This is a genomic window from Acinetobacter sp. 1294596, from assembly GCF_000582925.1.
Lineage (GTDB): Bacteria > Pseudomonadota > Gammaproteobacteria > Pseudomonadales > Moraxellaceae > Acinetobacter > Acinetobacter radioresistens.
Genome location: NZ_JFCC01000027.1, coordinates 1 through 16181, shown reverse-complemented (window position 1 = coordinate 16181; position 16181 = coordinate 1). Strand labels below are relative to the sequence as shown.

Below are 16181 nucleotides of genomic sequence, written 5' to 3'. Positions count from 1 at the left end.
GCTAAACATGAATCAACAGGAAATTAAAGCACTGGTCGGAACTGCGCATCATGAACTGTTCAGCCTGCATGACACCAGTGCGCTTGAACGTTACTTCTCGGCAGACTTTATTGAACACTCGCCTCTGGTCGCAGATGGGCTTTCTGGTTTGCGTCAACTGGTACAAGACTGTCCAAATCTTAAACATGAAGCTGTTCGCATCTTGGCCGATGGCGATCTGGTCGCTATTCATGGACGCTTTGAAGGGCTAGATGAACAGCCACTGGTCGGTTTTGATATTTACCGGGTTAAAGATGGCAAAATTGTAGAACATTGGGACGGATTGGTACCTGAAGCAGCAGCCAATCTTAGTGGCCGTACCCAGCTTGATGGGCCCACTGAGGTAGCAAAGACTGGTCAGGAAGAACATAACCGGTCACTGGTAAAAGAATTTTTTACCCGTACGCTGATTGAAGGTGATTATGAAGGCTTCAGAGATTATGCTAACGGCGAATTATTTCAGCAGCATAGTCCTGATATTGGCGACGGTACTGTAGCAGTGATCGATTTCCTCAACAAAATCCGTAACGAAGGTCAAGGTTTGCTATACTCGAAAATTCATCGCACCATTGCCGATGGCCAGTTTGTCTTGACCCACTCTGAAGGAAGTATTGCAGGTACACGTCATGCCTATTTTGAATTATGGCGTGTAGAAGACGGTAAAATCGTTGAACTCTGGGATGCAATTGCTCCAGTTCCCCAAGATGACCAGGCTGTACATCGCTATGGCGTATTTTAAAGATTAGCCGCTTCCTGAGCCGGGTATTTTATGCCTGGCTTTAAAGAGAGTTAGCCATGACAGCACACACCATTATATTTGCGCCTATCGAGCAGGCCACGCGCTCGGAACAGGTGGTAGGACGGCTAGAAAATGCAATCATTTCCGGTCTGCTCAAAAGTAATGAACAGCTTCCAAATGAGGCCGATTTGGCCCGCCTTATGGGAGTATCACCTATTACGGTTAGTGAAGCATTAAACACCTTGAGAGTAAAAGGCCTGATTGATACGCGACGTGGACGTAACGGTGGAAGTTTTATCTGTGAAATTTCTCCTGATCTGTTGCTAGAGCAGCATCCCTTGCGGCAGGCCAGCAGTGATTATCTGGCAGATCTGGGCGAATACCATAGCGCCATTCTTGGCCATAGTGTATATCTGGCTGCCCAGCGCACGACAACACAAGATCTTTCAAAAATGAAGGAACTGATCCATTTGTTTGCACAGGCTATACAACCGGATACCCGCGCACAAACCGATATGCGCTGTCTGTTAACTCTAACTTCGTTTGCACAGTCCTCAAGACTAGCCAATCAGGAGCTTTCTATTCAGGCAGAGTGGGCCCCTCTGGTTGCGATACTTTATCAGGATACAGACTTTCATATAGATGTAGTTGAGCAGTATCAACAATTATTGCCATTGCTAGATCAGGCAGATGAAGCTCAGGCAGCACTGCACACCAAAAAAATTATCTCAATGCTGACTGACCAGATGCTTGAGTACAAACTGTCCATCGCATAACAAGAATAGATATACCGGAACGTTGCATGTTCCTATCCAGACGGTGAAATAACAAGGACAAGGATATAAAGGAATGAAAACAGAATTATATATAGAACAGCTCCAGATGTTACTCGAGCAGGTTATAAGTGAGACCACTTCAACTGCACAGCAATTGGCCCAGCAGCCCAGCCATATTTTATCTCGACGTATAATAGATCCGGGTCGCGGTATTAAACTGTCGACTGAGGAGCGTCAAGCTTTACAATATGAAATTAAGGCTGCATTAGAAAAATCGACTTATACCCATGGGATTGGTTTTGCAGGATATACTCCCGAAAACCAGGAAGAAAAAGATTACTGGACACTGGAATGGTGGTTTAAAAAAGGTGATGAACTGCAACAGGCTAAACTTGAAAACTACCAGAATGCCCAGCGTTTTCTCGATTTCCGGTCCTTTGACTGGTTTCAACAGCCAGCATGCAGTAAACAGCCCTATATTCAAGGGCCTTATGTCGACTATATCTGTAACGGTGCCTACACAATTACCACAGCCTATCCCGTAATGGTACAAAGCCAGTTTGTAGGGGTAATTGCTATTGACTTACTGGTCTCTTCACTTGAAAAAGTTTTTCTGCCTAGCCTTCGCAAAATCAAGCAGGCTGCTGTAATTATTAATGATACAGCCCGTGTAATTACCTCCAACACAAAAGGTTTTCGCACGGGTACTCTGGTGAGACATACGCCTATGGCTAGTACAATTGTGCGGTCATCCCAGCCCTTGCAGCTACTGGTTTTATAGCTTTAAACCAGTTATGGGTAAAGGCTTTAAATTGAGCCTCTGATTAGAAGCCAAGCCACCTTATAAATTACAAGAACCTGAACTTAAAAGTTTGGGCACATATTCTTTATGCTTATTTTATTTATATCAGCAACATATCAGTGACTGGCTTAAAAATTGCAGGGTAGCAAACAGAAATATAAGGGCTTTTATAATATGGAAAAAACTACTGTAAATTTAAAAAAACTGACCCTCTGGCAAGTCATTATTATTGGTATTGCCTACATGACTCCGATGACGGTATTTGATACCTTTGGCATTGTTTCGGGTGTTACCGATGGACACGTACCTTTAGCTTATATACTGGCATTAATTGCAATGGTGCTAACTGCATGGAGTTATGCGCGTTTTAGTCGTGAATCTGAAAAAGCAGGTTCAGCATATACCTATACTGCTGAAAGCTGTGGTCCACAATACGGCTTTTTTGTTGGCTGGTGCGCGCTGCTGGATTATCTCCTACTTCCGCTCATTAATGTGTTACTCGCTTCCATTTACCTCACTGCCCTGATTCCAGATGTTCCTTATTGGGCTTGGGTCATGATTTCTGCAAGTGCTGTCACGCTGGTGAATTGTTTTCGTATCAACATATTAGCCAACTTAAGTCTGGCTTTTGTTTTTGCGCCTATTATTCTCATGGTTATATTTGTTTATCTGGTAATTCAGGGTATAGGCTCTTCTCAAGGTTATGAGCATGTTCTGACTCTTACGCCCTTATGGAATGGAGATCATGAGCTTTTACCACTTATCGCTGGCGCATCAATTTTATGTTTTTCATTCTTAGGTTTTGATGCAGTCACGACATTATCTGCTGAAACCAAAGACCCGAAGCGGAATATCCCACGTGCGGTACTGATGACCACCCTTATTGGCGGTTTGATCTTTATTAGTGCATCTTGGTTTATCCAGCTTTATTTTCCCAGCAATGTCCGTTTCAATAATCCGAGTGAAGCCCTGCCAGAAATTGTGCTTTATGTAGGTGGAGCCTTTTTTCAGTCGGTTTTCCTGTGTGGGCAGATTATGAATACCTTTGCTTCCGGCCTTGCTACCCATGCCAGTGCCTCGCGGCTTTTGCATATCATGGGCAGAGATGGTATTTTCCCGCGTAAATTCTTTGGTGCAGTTCACTTTAAACTCGGTACGCCACTTTTTTCGGTATTATTTGTCGGCCTCATTTCAATGAGTGCAGCTTTTCTGGATCTCGCCCAAGTCGTTAGCCTGATCAGTTTTGGTGCTCTGGTCGCCTTTACTGCGGTGAATTTTTCAGTATTTATGCAATTTTATATTAAAAAACAGCAACGCAGAGGACTCAGAAATAAGTTCCTCAACCTGGTTTTACCATTTATTTCGGTCTGTGCCATCTTGTGCCTCTGGTTCAATCTGGATCATTCTTCCTTGATATTTGGTTGTATCTGGTTATTGGCCGGTATCTCCGTTTTCTTTTACAAAAAATTTAAAAAGCAGAATATTGCTATCAGCAATGTTTATTAATTCATTGAGGTCAAAAGCCATGTTAAATATATCTAAACCTATAATATTAAATGATGTTGTTTTTAAGCAGTCAACCACTCAACAGGCAGGTAAAGAATGGAACTGGGTTAATCCCCGTCATCTACAGGCTGACCATCCGGCAAATTACTATGAAAGTTCTCTGGCAGACTGGCATGAATTTAATGCCCTGCAAACTGATTGTGAATGTGATGTGGTTGTCATTGGTTCAGGCCTGCTAGGCGCCTCTACTGCATTACATCTGGCTGAACAGGGGGTCGAAACTGTTATACTTGAGAAAAATCGTGTTGGTAGTGCCGCTTCGGGGCGTAATGGTGGCCAGTTGACACCTGGTCTGGCCCGCTGGGAAGCAGGTGAAATGGCAGAACATTTTGGCTATGAAGATGCAAAAAAACTCTGGCATTTTACTTCTACAGAGGCGATGCGGTTAATTGATGAAATCTCTGAAAAATACGGTCTGGATTTTCAGCGAAAACGGGGACACATTACTGCTGCGGTTCATCAAGGTCATCTGGTTGGTCTTACCCAAGGCGCAGATGCCCGTAAATATCTGGGTGAAGACCATACACGTATTGTAGGTAAACACGAATTAGGTGAATACATTAAATCAGACTATTATACCGGCGGGCTGATTGATGAGTTAGGCGGCCAGATTCATCCACTTGCTCTAAACCGTGGCCTGATTTATGCCTTCTGCAAAAATGGGGGTATCGTGTATGAACAGACTGAAGTAATTGCAATTGAAGAAGCCGAAGACGGCGTTTATGTCAGAACAGCAACTGGTACAGTCAAGGCACGTAAAAGTGTAGTGATGGCTGTACATCATGCATCATTTAAGTTGCTTCCACAGAAAAAACAGACGACGCTTCCCTTCTATACTTACGTTAGTACCACTGCTCCGCTTGAGCTTGATATTCATGAGCTTCTGCCTGAGGAGCATCCGGTTTACGACACCCAATTTCAGATTGACTATTATCGCCCGGTCACACAGAACCGGTTGTTGTTTGGCGGACAAGGTACAGGTAGCTGCTGGTCACCAGAGAAGACCTTGAACTATTTAAAAAATCGTATTCATACAGTTTTCCCACAGCTCAAGCAGGTTGAAATCGATTTTGTCTGGAGTGGTACCACTGATTTGACAGTCAATGGTGCTGTAGACAGCCGTAAGTTCGGGAGTAAGTTTCCAATTTATGCCGTGCATGGCTGGAGTGGCCACGGTGTTGCCCAGACTGTGCGTATTGGTAAAGCCATTGCAGCAGATTTTATTGGTCAATCTAGTGATTTTAAAATGCTCACCCAGATTGATCATGCCAACATCCTGTTTGCGCGCACTCTGGCCCCTGTTGTGATTCCAATTGCAAAAAGTGCTTATGGTGTGGGAGCTTTAATGAATCCAGGTAAAATGGTGTCTTTTTAATATTTTATTTAAGAAATATAAATAGTTTTCTCCAGCTTAAAATCATTAAAAACCGGTAAAGCAAATCGCTTTACCGGTTTCATAAATGAGCAGTTAAGGTTTAGAAACAATAAAAATTACCAGCCAGCTGGCAATAATTTGAATAATGCAGCAATAGCATAAACAGCACTGGCAAAATAGATAAGAATAATCAGAATTTTAATGCCCGGGTGAGTAATGGCAGAGCTGCATGTCCATGAAGGTTGAATATCTCCACGCGCACGCGCACCTTTTAAAATAAGCATGGGCATGATAGACAGGACTACACCGCTAAATGTTCCCGCGATATAAAGAGCATTAACGAAAGAGACCATACCGCTATAAGCCAGCAAAAATGGTGGAAGAGTTACAATGGCCATGACCAGAAGACGCTTTTTCATATCGGTATGAATTGCCAGTTTAAAACGATCACCGATATTTGTAACCAGACTGCCACCTAGCCCCCAGTACGAAGTCAGCATTGCAAACAAGGCAAACAGGTTAGCAGAGAAAAAGGCCCAATTACCCAGTACCTTGCCCCAGCTTAAAGTTGCTACCTGGGTAATGTTATCCAGACCACTAAGAGCAATCACGGACATCGGTACCGCAGCCAGCAGAATAAATGTAATTACCATACCGGTAATAATAGCTTTTGGCAGCTGCTCAGGCTTATCACTAAAACCACGTGCCATTTCTGGCACGATATATTGGGCAGAAAAACAGAACACCACGACATTAAATACTGGAATCATATAGATCCAGTTGCCCTGCATCAGATTTACAAACTGGGTTTTTTCATTGAGCAATGTCGCACCGAATAAAATTGCCAGCATAGCAACCATGCATATACAGATTCCTTTTTCACTACGGCCAATCGCTTTTAACCCGAGCCATAATATTCCTGCCGCGGGAATAAAGAAAATAAGACTGCCGAGTGACCTTGGCAGGCCGGTCAGCGAATTCAGCAGCTCACCACTACCACTCATATAGGCGATTAATGCACCCATTGAATTAACACAAACCGCTGCGAAAATAATCCATGAGCCTAAAGCACCTACATAACGCTCGGACAGGCCGCTTAGTTGCAGATGTGCCCGGGTTCTTAATGTTGACTCGGCAACATATAGCATGGTAATGGTGGTCAAAATACCAGCGACAATTAACCAGAATAGCAAGGGCATAAAACCTGCCTTACGCGCTGCATAGGCTATAGAAAGAATACCTGCACCAATATTGGTGCCGACAATCATTGCAACGCCTTCCAGAAAACTTAAAGATTTGACAGGCGCTTCTTTGCACTCTGCAACGGTAAAAGGTACTGCGCCTTGTATGGTCTCTTCTGACATGATGAATTCCTTATAAATTATAGTCCTTGATGACTTAGGTTTCTAATTTCCTGTTATGCTTTTATAACGGGTTCAGATTCATCTTCTGATCAATCCTGCTTGTTTTAAGACCCTTGAATTTCAGTAAATTAAGCCTGAGTATATGTTCAGCTCCAGGGTTGAACCTGCTGGCCCATCCATAAGGTTTTATAATTTCATGCTTTATGGGGCCAGAAACGAGAGCCATTTTTAATAAACCGGAGAGAGCCAATTGCTTAGCTTGTTAGGAGACCATCTGTTACAGCGCTTACAGAAACAGACCGAGGGAGCTCTATATCACCGGGTATTCTGCTGTTTACGTGATGCCATCACAGAAGGTATTTTACCGCCTAAAACACGGCTACCGGCTTCGCGTGATCTGGCTCATGAACTCAAGGTTTCACGTAATACTATCTTGAATGCCTATGAGCATTTACAGGCACAAGGTTATATTCAGGCACATACGGGACGTGGCAGCTGGGTCGCTGAAAACCTGCCGGAGAGCTATCTGACGGTACCGGGACATGAACATCTGGCAGAACAGCCCAACCAGCAACAGTTAAAGCATCTGTCTAAGCGTGGTACTGCATTTCTTGAAAGTGCAGCCGCATCCCCCTATCAGTGGGGTGCTTTTGTGCCAGGCGCACCAGACGTTACCGAATTTCCACACGCCGAGTTTGGTCGGATTCTGAACCGTTTAAGCCGCCAGCCGGAAATTTCACGGCTCATCTATAGCAATGACGGGGGCTGTCTTGAACTTAAACAGGCATTAGCAGATTATTTGCGGGTTGCGCGCTCTGTACGCTGTGAGGCTGACCAGATTCTAATTACTGAAGGTATTCATCAGGCAGTAGATCTGGTTTCACGCTCTTTATGCGATGCCGGTGATCAGGTCTGGATTGAAGATCCGGGATACTGGGGTGCGCGTAATATTTTACGGATCAATGGACTGTGTATTAATCCGGTACCCGTTGATCATGAAGGTCTTATTCCTGATCATACGTCTTCCGTTCCTAAACTGATCTTTGTTACTCCCTCACATCAGTATCCGCTTGGTTCGCACTTGAGCGTATCCAGACGCCGACAACTGTTAAACCTGGCCCGTTATCACGGCAGCTGGATAATTGAAGATGACTACGACAGTGAATTTCGCTTTTCCGGCCAGCCTTTTCCCTCCTTGCAGGGACTGGAAGAAAATACGCCCGTCATTTATATGGGAACGTTCAGTAAAACGATTTACCCGGCTTTACGGATCGGTTATATGGTCATTCCTAAAAGTCTGGTCGAATCACTGAAAACGGTAGCTGCCGAGCTTTATCGGGGCGGGCATTTACTTACACAGCGGGCACTGGCTGAATTTATTCAAGAAGGTCATTATGCCGCTCATATCCGTCGGATGCGAATTTTGTATGGTAAACGCCGTGCATTTCTAATTGAACTGATTGAGCGCTATCTGGGCACAGAGTTTATTCATGAATTTAGTCATGCAGCAGGGTTACACCTGGTCCTCAAGCTGCCAGAGCATAGTGATGACGTTGCAATTGCCAGAATGGCCCTTTCGCGTGGTGTCAAAGTAAGACCTTTATCACGCTATTATTCGGATGCAACCCGCTCACAAGCCGGACTGCTACTGGGCTTCGCCTGTGTAAAGGAGAAAGACATGCTTGTAGCATTTAGCGTATTAAGACAATGTCTAAAAGAACATCAGATTGCACTTTGAGCCGGGTTAAAGCTACCCTTTTACTCACTATACAAATGCAATAAAAAGGGCACAGCCTAAACTGTACCCTTCTTAAGAGTTTAACAAGATATTTTTATACTACGTGCTTTTGTACCAGAATACAGCCTACAGAATAACCTGCACCAAACGAGCACAGAATTCCATATTCACCATCGTTTACTTCGTGTGCTGTGCGGTGCATGGCAATAATGACCCCGGCAGAAGAAGTATTGGCAAATTCATCCAGAATAATTGGAACAAGCCCTGGCTGGGCTGCTTCTTTGCCTACTACCAGCTTCAAGATTAATTCATTCATGCTGGCATTGGCCTGATGTAACCAGAAGCGTTTTACTTCATTAGGCTGAATACTGTTTTTCTCAAGTTGAGCAGTAATCATTTTTGCGACCAGCGGACATACTTCCTTAAATACTTTGCGGCCATCCTGACGGAAACGCTTGTCATCAATATTGGCATTTTCACTAGTATTTAAAAAACCAAAATTATTACGAATATTGTTGGAAAATTGAGTAAACAGTTGTGTGTCCAGAATTTCAAAGCCAGATTTGCTGTCTGTATTTTCAATAATAGAAGCAGTCGCTACATCACCAAAAATAAAGTGACTGTCACGTGAACGGAAATCAGAATGCGCAGATGTAATTTCAACATTGACCAGCAATACACGACGCGCGCCTGTCTTAATGGCATCATGAGCCTGTTTCAGGCCAAAGGTCGCTGCAGAGCATGCCACGTTCATGTCATAGGCATACCCCTGAATTCCCAGAGCAGTCTGAATTTCAATAGCAACTGCCGGGTAAGCGCGCTGCATGTTTGAACATGCCAGAATCACGACATCAATATCTTCAGGTGTAACACCAGCATTTTCCATCGCCTGCTTGGCAGCAATTACGCCCCACTCTGCCTGTAACGACAGCTGGTCATCAGCACGTTCCTGCAAATGTGGACGCAAACGTTTCGGGTCAAGAATACCAGTTTTTTCAGACACATAACGACGCTTGACGCCTGATGCCTTTTCAACAAATTCAGCACTTGAACCACGGCGGGGCTCTAGTTCACCTGCAGCAATTTTTTCAGCATTTTCTAGGTTATACTGTTCCACATAAGCATTTAAACTTTCAACTAACTCTTCGTTGGTAATGACATTTTCAGGATGAAACAAGCCAGTACCAGTAATGCGGATGCCCATGTAAAACTCCTTTTAAAGAATGACGGTATTTTAACTGATTCCGAGCCGATCCCATAGTTTTTGCAGTCGAGTTGCAGAAACAGGTATTTTGGTCTTCATAGGCTGGGAGAACAGGGAAATACGTAATTCTTCAAGCATAAAGTAAAAGTCTATAGATTTCGGATTGTTACGGACACTGAATAACTTGTCCATCCACGGGTCAACCTGGGCAATAGCAGCTTCATCACGTTGCAGGTTATTAGGCAAACGCTCCAGACGCAGAACCAAGGCCTTCAAATAACGTGGAAATTCTGCCCATACCTCAGGCGGCTGGGTATAAACGAAATCGCCCAGTTGCATCAGGTCAAGCTGATCTTCAATATCATCAATACTACGCCCAAAAATTTCCGGATCAAGCACGAGCAGTTTACGGCGAATATCTTGCCACTGAATAAAAATATCGCTGAGTGCTGCCAAAGCCTGCTGGCCATAACTCAGGAAATTTCCCTTAACCTCTGCCAGTACATTCTGGAACTCTTCGGCATTCACCGGCAGTTCAGTTAATGCCATTTGCAAAGTCGCATATACCAGCATTTGCTCCAGTTTGGCCCGGTCACCTAATGGCGAATAAGCCAGAGCCAGAGGCTTACCCAACTGCTTTTTAAGCTGACGTATCAGGTCACCTAACTGCATGTGAATCAGACGAATTACTCCTTCACGATGCTGTTTAATGGCTTCGGCCTGATCATTAAAACTTTGTATAACAACACCTGATTCATCTTTAGCTTCTATCTCACTAAAGCTTTTTACCGGAACCAGAGCCTGATACTGTTTTATCACTACGCCTGTTACTTTCTGAGTGGCTTCAAAAATAAAGCTTTCCGGAAAAGTTTTATATTCACCTTTCAGCTGTTTTACCGGTCGCTGGGTTTCCTGACGGCAACGTGCTTTTAGCTCTGCCAGATCACGTCCTTTTTCAATCACTCGGCCTTTTTCATCAGTTACCTTGATAAAAGGAATCAGGTACTGATCAATCCGTTCAACTGAAAAATCCTTCTCTGTAATCTGTTCACCCCGCAAGGCAAATGTCAGATAATTCAGAACATGACGCTGCAAATCCTTATCCTGTACCTCACGCAGCAACTTGCGTGCAGTATCCGTGATCGGCACCAGATTACGTCGTTTATCCTTTGGCAAAGATTTAAGCAAGGCCTCAACCAGTTCCTGACGCCAGCCTGGAATTCCCCAAGACCAGATCTCTTCATTGACCTGCGCTAATGCCTGTAATGGAATTTTTACTGTAGCCCCGTCTTCATCATGGCTTGGGTCAAAGCGGTAACTTGCAGCCAAACGTAACTGTCCATTTTGAAGATAATCCGGAAACTGCTGTGTAGTCGGACGGTCATTCAGCCAGAGTGACTCTTCATCGACATATAAGAAACGCGGTTCTTTGGCCTCAACTGTAGCCAGCCAGTCTTCAAAACTGCGTCGGCTGGCAATTTCAGAAGGAATTTTAGAAGCATAAAACTGATAGACAGTTTCTTCATCTACAACCAGATCACGTCGGCGCAGCTTGTCTTCTACCCGCTCTACTTCTTCAAGTTTAAGCAGGTTATGTTTTAGAAATGGCGGTATAATGCCCAGGTTACCGGTTGTGAGAGCATCTCGCAGGAAAATCTCATGAGCTGCTGCCTGATCAACTTTTTCAAAATTGGTCAGGCGTTTTGGCTCAATAATTAAACCAAATAGCGAAATCTGGTCATAGGCATTTACAATACCTGTTTTTTTCGACCAGTGTGGCTCAAAATAGTGATGCTTCAGCAAATCACGGGCTGCTAGCAAAATCCATTCCGGTTCAATTTTAGCCAATGTCCGTAGATAGACCTGTGAAGTTTCTACCATTTCAAAAGCCATTACCCAAGATGCACCCGCCTTATGTAAAACAGAAGCAGGAAAAATTCGTGCCTTTTGCTGGCGCACCGCCATATAGACATTTTTTTCATCAGTCTTGTTGGCAATAAAGGAAAGTAATCCGGTTAGCAGGGCTCGGTGCAGGTTTTCATAACTGGCAGGTTTATCATTAAAACTCAGCTTTAAGCCTTCAGCCAGTTCAACAAGTTGTTTATGAGTCTGTTTCCATTCACGTAAACGTAGCCAGCTTAAAAAATGCTGACGTGCAAATGCGCGACGTTTATTTTCACTTAGCTGGTTATCCTTGTTGCCTTTTAAAGTTGACCAGAGCTTCAAATAAAATAGAAAATCTGAATCAGCTTCTTTAAATAAAGCATGTTTCTGATCCGCCTGAGTCTGTTTATCCGCAGGTCGCTCACGTGGGTCCTGTACAGCCAGTGCGCTCACAATAATCAGAGCTTCATTTAACGCACCGAAGTGTGCCCCACCCAGAATCATGCGGGCAAGTCTTGGATCAATTGGCATACGTGCCATCATCTGACCAATTTTAGTCAGCTCAGCTTTTTTCTCGTTTAGTGCACCCAGTTCAATGAGCAGCTTACGTCCATCATTAACCAGGCGGTGGTCAGGCGGCTCAATAAAGTCAAAATTTTCAAGATTTCCTAAACCTAAACTCTGCATTTGCAGAATGACTGAAGCCAAGTTTGTCCGCTTGATCTCAGGTTCTGTAAATTCTGGCCGGCTTAAAAAGTCTTCTTCACTATACAGACGAATACAGACCCCAGGCGCAATACGGCCACAGCGCCCCTTACGCTGGTTTGCAGCAGCTTGCGATATCGCTTCAATCGGCAAGCGCTGTACGCGCGAGCGATAACTATAGCGGGAAATACGGGCAAAACCGCTATCAATCACATAGCGAATATTAGGAACAGTCAGTGCCGTTTCTGCCACGTTAGTAGCAATAATAATGCGCCGGCCCTTTCCTCCCGGATTAAAAATTTTCTGCTGTTCACCTAAACCCAGGCGTGCGAACAGTGGCAAGATTTCTGTATGCCGTGGACCATGTTTTTCCAGAGTTTCCTGAAGTTCGCGAATCTCCTGTTCTGTACTTGAAAAGATCAGGATATCTGCATGTTCCGGATGACCTTTTTCTTCTGCATCCTTGAAGCACTCTTCTACAGCCTGAACTACTGCACGTGGTAAATTTTCTTCGAAGTCATCAAACTCATCATCATCACTTCCTGCAATGTTCAGGTCGGAAATCGGACGATAACGTACCTCAACCGGAAAACTCCGGCCTTCCACTTCATAGACTGGTGCACCATTAAAGTAATGACTAAACCGATTTACATCTAGTGTTGCCGAGGTAATAATGACTTTTAAATCAGGACGTTTTTTTATGAGCTGCTTCAGGTAGCCCATAATAAAGTCAATATTTAGTGAACGTTCATGCGCCTCATCAATAATAATCGTGTCATATTTAGTCAGATAACGATCATGGGTCAGCTCAGCCAGCAGAATTCCGTCTGTCATCAACCGGACTATAGAATCCTGTGAGCCCTGTTCATTAAAACGGACTTTAAAGCCAATGGATTCCCCAAGCTTTTCACCCACTTCTTCAGCAATACGCTGTGACACGCTACGCGCTGCCAGACGTCTCGGCTGGGTATGACCAATCATTCCCGTCAGGCCGCGGCCTGCCAGCATTGCTATCTGGGGTAATTGTGTTGTTTTACCAGAGCCGGTTTCCCCTGCCACAATAATGACCTGATGCGTTTGTATTGCTTCAATCAGTTTGTCCGCATATTGCGTGACTGGCAAATCCTGATTCAGTTTAATATTCGGGAGGCGTTCTACACGTGCCCGCACCTTGGCGTTAGATTTTTCAAAAAGTTCCTGATACTGCTTGGGATTTGCATCTTTACCTTTACCTAGCCGATTTAAACGATAAGAGTCCCGCGCCATGACCAGTTGATCTACATTTAAATGACTCAGCACCGAGCGCAATTCCTGATATAAAAATACGAACTGTCTATTTTACGCCGTAATGACATCCAGTGAAAGAATTCTCACTTTAATATATTTAGTGTTTTTTTCATTTTAACCCTTGAATTTTAAAGGGTCCGACGGCATGTTATATGCGTAGCAAAAATGCTTGTCCCGTCTGGCTCTAGATTTCGCCTTAAAAAATGAACCGGACAAGACTTAGGTAAAATAGAAATGGCTTAATTTGTTTTACCGATTTAAGCAATGTAAAAATACTATTTTACCAATGATAAAAAATTATCTATTCTAGATCATGAAATTTAAATGCTAACACTCAATCATGGAGACAATGATGAGCTTAATTAATACTGAAGTTAAACCATTCAAAGCAACTGCTTATCAGAACGGCCAGTTCATCGAAATTACTGAAGCTGACCTGAAAGGTAAATGGTCTGTATTCTTCTTCTATCCAGCAGACTTTACTTTTGTTTGCCCAACTGAGCTTGGTGACCTTGCAGACAACTATGCTGAATTCAAACAGCTAGGTGTTGAAATCTACTCAGTTTCTACTGACACTCATTTCACTCACAAAGCTTGGCATGACTCTTCAGAAGAAATCAAGAAAATCGAATACCCAATGGTAGGCGATCCAACTTGGACTCTGGCTAAAAACTTTGAAGTATTAATCGAAGCTGATGGTCTTGCTGACCGTGGTACTTTCGTTATCGATCCAGAAGGTAAAATCCAGATCGTTGAAATCAATGCTGGCGGTATCGGCCGTGATGCATCTGAACTGCTTCGTAAAGTAAAAGCAGCTCAATACGTTCACGCTCACCCAGGTGAAGTATGCCCAGCTAAATGGAAAGAAGGCGATGCAACACTTGCTCCTTCAATCGACCTAGTAGGTAAAATCTAATCTTGATTAGATTAAGCTAATAAAAAACCGTCTCATTTGAGACGGTTTTTTTATTTGAATTTTATTCTATAGCCGAGCCAGCACAGCAATAACATATTTTATACTCACAGAAAGATTTATTTCGACTATGGTCAGCTTATAAGCATTATAAATGAAAATATAACTAAAGCGTGGAGGAAACCTATGCCACAAGTTTTAGCTGTTATTTACTGGAAATATGACTCTACTTCACGTTATTTAAAAATTTTTTATAATAATGGTACAGGCGAGCTTTATCACCCCGTACCGGCATTTGTATATGACAATATGATGCGCGTTACTGACAAAACTGCTTTTGTTCACAAATATCTGGAGTTTAATTTGCACTTTGACCGGCTATCAATAGCGTGAGTTTCAGTACATTAAAGTTTTGAAAATAAAAGATTCAGGTTCGTGTTGCCATGAGTATACCGGCTCCTAGATCCAGTGTCGTTAACATCATGTCCTGCTCCTGCTGAAGTAAAGATATAAAATCTTTAACCTGATCTGCATGTGAAATTACGTTATCTACAATCAGGACCCCTTTTGGGGTCAAAACTTTCTTTAAATAAGGCCAGTAGATAATATAGGCATCCCGCTCTGCATCAAGTAGAATAAAATCGTACTGTTCTTGAGTGTGGCGAAGAAACTCAAGCGCATCTCCGACCCAAAACCGGATTACATCAGTTAATCCCATTTTTTGTGCATGCCACTGTGCCTGCTGACTCCGTTCCTTCTCTATTTCCAGAGTAACTAATTTTGCCCCTGTTGCTCTGGCCGCCTCTGCCAGCCAGAGTGTAGAGTATCCGGTAGAAGTACCAATTTCCAGCAATCTCTCGGGTTGCTGAATACGCACTAGCATAGATAAATAGTAAGCCGATTCTGGCTCAATATTTCGATAGCGCAGCAATCGGTCATTCTGGTCTGCATCATGAGCTTGGAAAGATTGATAGAGCTCAGCCATATAGGCATTAAATTCGGAAGTCGCCATGGCAGTTTTTCCTGTTTTTATTATAAATTTTTTATAAATTTAAAATTTATACGATCTGGATAAGTTTAAATCGGGGAATGATTTCACCTTCTACCTCCACCGTTTCCTTAAACATACTTAAAGGTCGAACCCACATTGAATAATCACCATATAGACATTGATAAATAACCAGTTCCTCTTGTGTTTCACTGTGTTTCGCTACAGAAAAAACCTGGTATAGCTGTCCCTTATAATGCTGATAAATACCACGGGTAATTTGCATGATGCACTCCATCGAGAGAAATTTAACAATCATGACTATGCCATAAAAAATTTTATTTGCTGCATGAAGAAAGTAAAATATTTTATTTACTGTCTCGTCGCCTGCAATTGAGAACCGAGCGAATTACACACCGCCTAAACAGCTAAGTCATGAAAAACAAGATCAGAACAGGCCCGAAAAACCGGCTCTATTCTTTAATCGCAATTCTTAAAACCGATTGTATTTATAAAAACATATTGTTTTACCTATTAATAGCTTTGCAGTATCATCAATTCATTCCTTAATATTGACTCCTTTGGAGAAGTTAGCAATGTTAGACCAAAATACTTCAGCACAACTTAAAACATTACTCGAACGTCTGGAAAGCCCGATTGAACTGGTTGCCTCTTTAGATGGCTCTGACAAGTCAGATAAAATTAAAGAGCTGGTCAATGAAATTGCCGCCCTGTCTGATCAGGTGACTGCACGCCTTGATGGCCAGCACAGCCGCCGCCCAAGCTTTGGTGTGGCCAAAG

The 16181-nt window shown here is 43.2% G+C and carries 13 protein-coding genes and 1 pseudogene; 9 read left to right on the top strand and 5 right to left on the bottom strand.

Annotated elements, in window-relative coordinates; all coding sequences use genetic code 11:
• The first annotated feature begins 7 nt into the window (after positions 1 to 7).
• The 5 genes from J502_RS10335 to J502_RS10315 all read left to right on the top strand — a co-directional run bounded on the left by J502_RS10335 (position 8) and on the right by J502_RS10315 (position 5297).
• Positions 8 to 778, top strand: a complete 771-nt coding sequence (locus tag J502_RS10335; RefSeq protein WP_005026659.1) for a nuclear transport factor 2 family protein — start codon at positions 8 to 10, stop codon at positions 776 to 778.
• Positions 779 to 834: 56 nt separating this feature from the next.
• Positions 835 to 1554: a FadR/GntR family transcriptional regulator gene (locus tag J502_RS10330; protein ID WP_034684004.1), complete on the top strand. Its 720-nt coding sequence runs from the start codon at positions 835 to 837 to the stop codon at positions 1552 to 1554.
• A gap of 73 nt (positions 1555 to 1627) precedes the next feature.
• Entirely contained in the window at positions 1628 to 2335 is a 708-nt protein-coding gene (locus J502_RS10325; RefSeq protein WP_034684002.1) for a cache domain-containing protein, read from the top strand.
• Positions 2336 to 2530: 195 nt separating this feature from the next.
• Positions 2531 to 3862, top strand: coding sequence for an APC family permease (locus tag J502_RS10320; RefSeq protein WP_005019621.1), 1332 nt, complete (start codon positions 2531 to 2533; stop codon positions 3860 to 3862).
• A gap of 19 nt (positions 3863 to 3881) precedes the next feature.
• Positions 3882 to 5297: an NAD(P)/FAD-dependent oxidoreductase gene (locus J502_RS10315; RefSeq protein ID WP_005019620.1), complete on the top strand. Its 1416-nt coding sequence runs from the start codon at positions 3882 to 3884 to the stop codon at positions 5295 to 5297.
• Between the two features lie 116 nt (positions 5298 to 5413).
• Here J502_RS10315 and J502_RS10310 read toward each other — a convergent pair whose 3' ends face one another.
• Positions 5414 to 6661, bottom strand: a complete 1248-nt coding sequence (locus J502_RS10310) for an aromatic amino acid transport family protein (RefSeq protein ID WP_034684001.1) — start codon at positions 6659 to 6661, stop codon at positions 5414 to 5416.
• Between the two features lie 250 nt (positions 6662 to 6911).
• On the opposite strand from J502_RS10310, the gene pdxR reads away from it, so the two are divergent.
• Positions 6912 to 8399, top strand: a complete 1488-nt coding sequence (gene pdxR / locus J502_RS10305; RefSeq protein ID WP_034684000.1) for a MocR-like pyridoxine biosynthesis transcription factor PdxR — start codon at positions 6912 to 6914, stop codon at positions 8397 to 8399.
• A 94-nt stretch (positions 8400 to 8493) separates the two neighbouring features.
• On the opposite strand, the gene J502_RS10300 is transcribed toward pdxR, so the two are convergent.
• Both J502_RS10300 and hrpA read right to left on the bottom strand, forming a co-directional pair.
• A complete protein-coding gene (locus J502_RS10300) occupies positions 8494 to 9603 on the bottom strand; it encodes a beta-ketoacyl-ACP synthase III (RefSeq protein WP_005019614.1) in 1110 nt (369 codons plus the stop codon).
• 30 nt (positions 9604 to 9633) lie between these two features.
• A complete protein-coding gene (hrpA, locus tag J502_RS10295) occupies positions 9634 to 13458 on the bottom strand; it encodes an ATP-dependent RNA helicase HrpA (RefSeq protein WP_502322086.1) in 3825 nt (1274 codons plus the stop codon).
• A gap of 373 nt (positions 13459 to 13831) precedes the next feature.
• Here hrpA and ahpC point away from each other — a divergent pair, with 373 nt between their 5' ends.
• Positions 13832 to 14395 (top strand): alkyl hydroperoxide reductase subunit C, encoded by a 564-nt coding sequence (gene ahpC / locus J502_RS10290; protein ID WP_005019607.1) that lies wholly within the window; start codon positions 13832 to 13834, stop codon positions 14393 to 14395.
• 183 nt (positions 14396 to 14578) lie between these two features.
• Positions 14579 to 14785, top strand: a complete 207-nt coding sequence (locus J502_RS10285; protein ID WP_005019605.1) for a KTSC domain-containing protein — start codon at positions 14579 to 14581, stop codon at positions 14783 to 14785.
• 34 nt (positions 14786 to 14819) lie between these two features.
• Here J502_RS10285 and J502_RS10280 read toward each other — a convergent pair whose 3' ends face one another.
• Positions 14820 to 15404, bottom strand: coding sequence for an O-methyltransferase (locus tag J502_RS10280; RefSeq protein WP_005406438.1), 585 nt, complete (start codon positions 15402 to 15404; stop codon positions 14820 to 14822).
• 46 nt (positions 15405 to 15450) lie between these two features.
• Positions 15451 to 15666, bottom strand: coding sequence for a DUF1653 domain-containing protein (locus tag J502_RS10275; RefSeq protein WP_005406270.1), 216 nt, complete (start codon positions 15664 to 15666; stop codon positions 15451 to 15453).
• Positions 15667 to 15976: 310 nt separating this feature from the next.
• Between J502_RS10275 and J502_RS10270 the strand changes: the two are divergent.
• Positions 15977 to 16181 (top strand): annotated as a pseudogene (locus tag J502_RS10270) (alkyl hydroperoxide reductase subunit F); the annotation flags it as partial.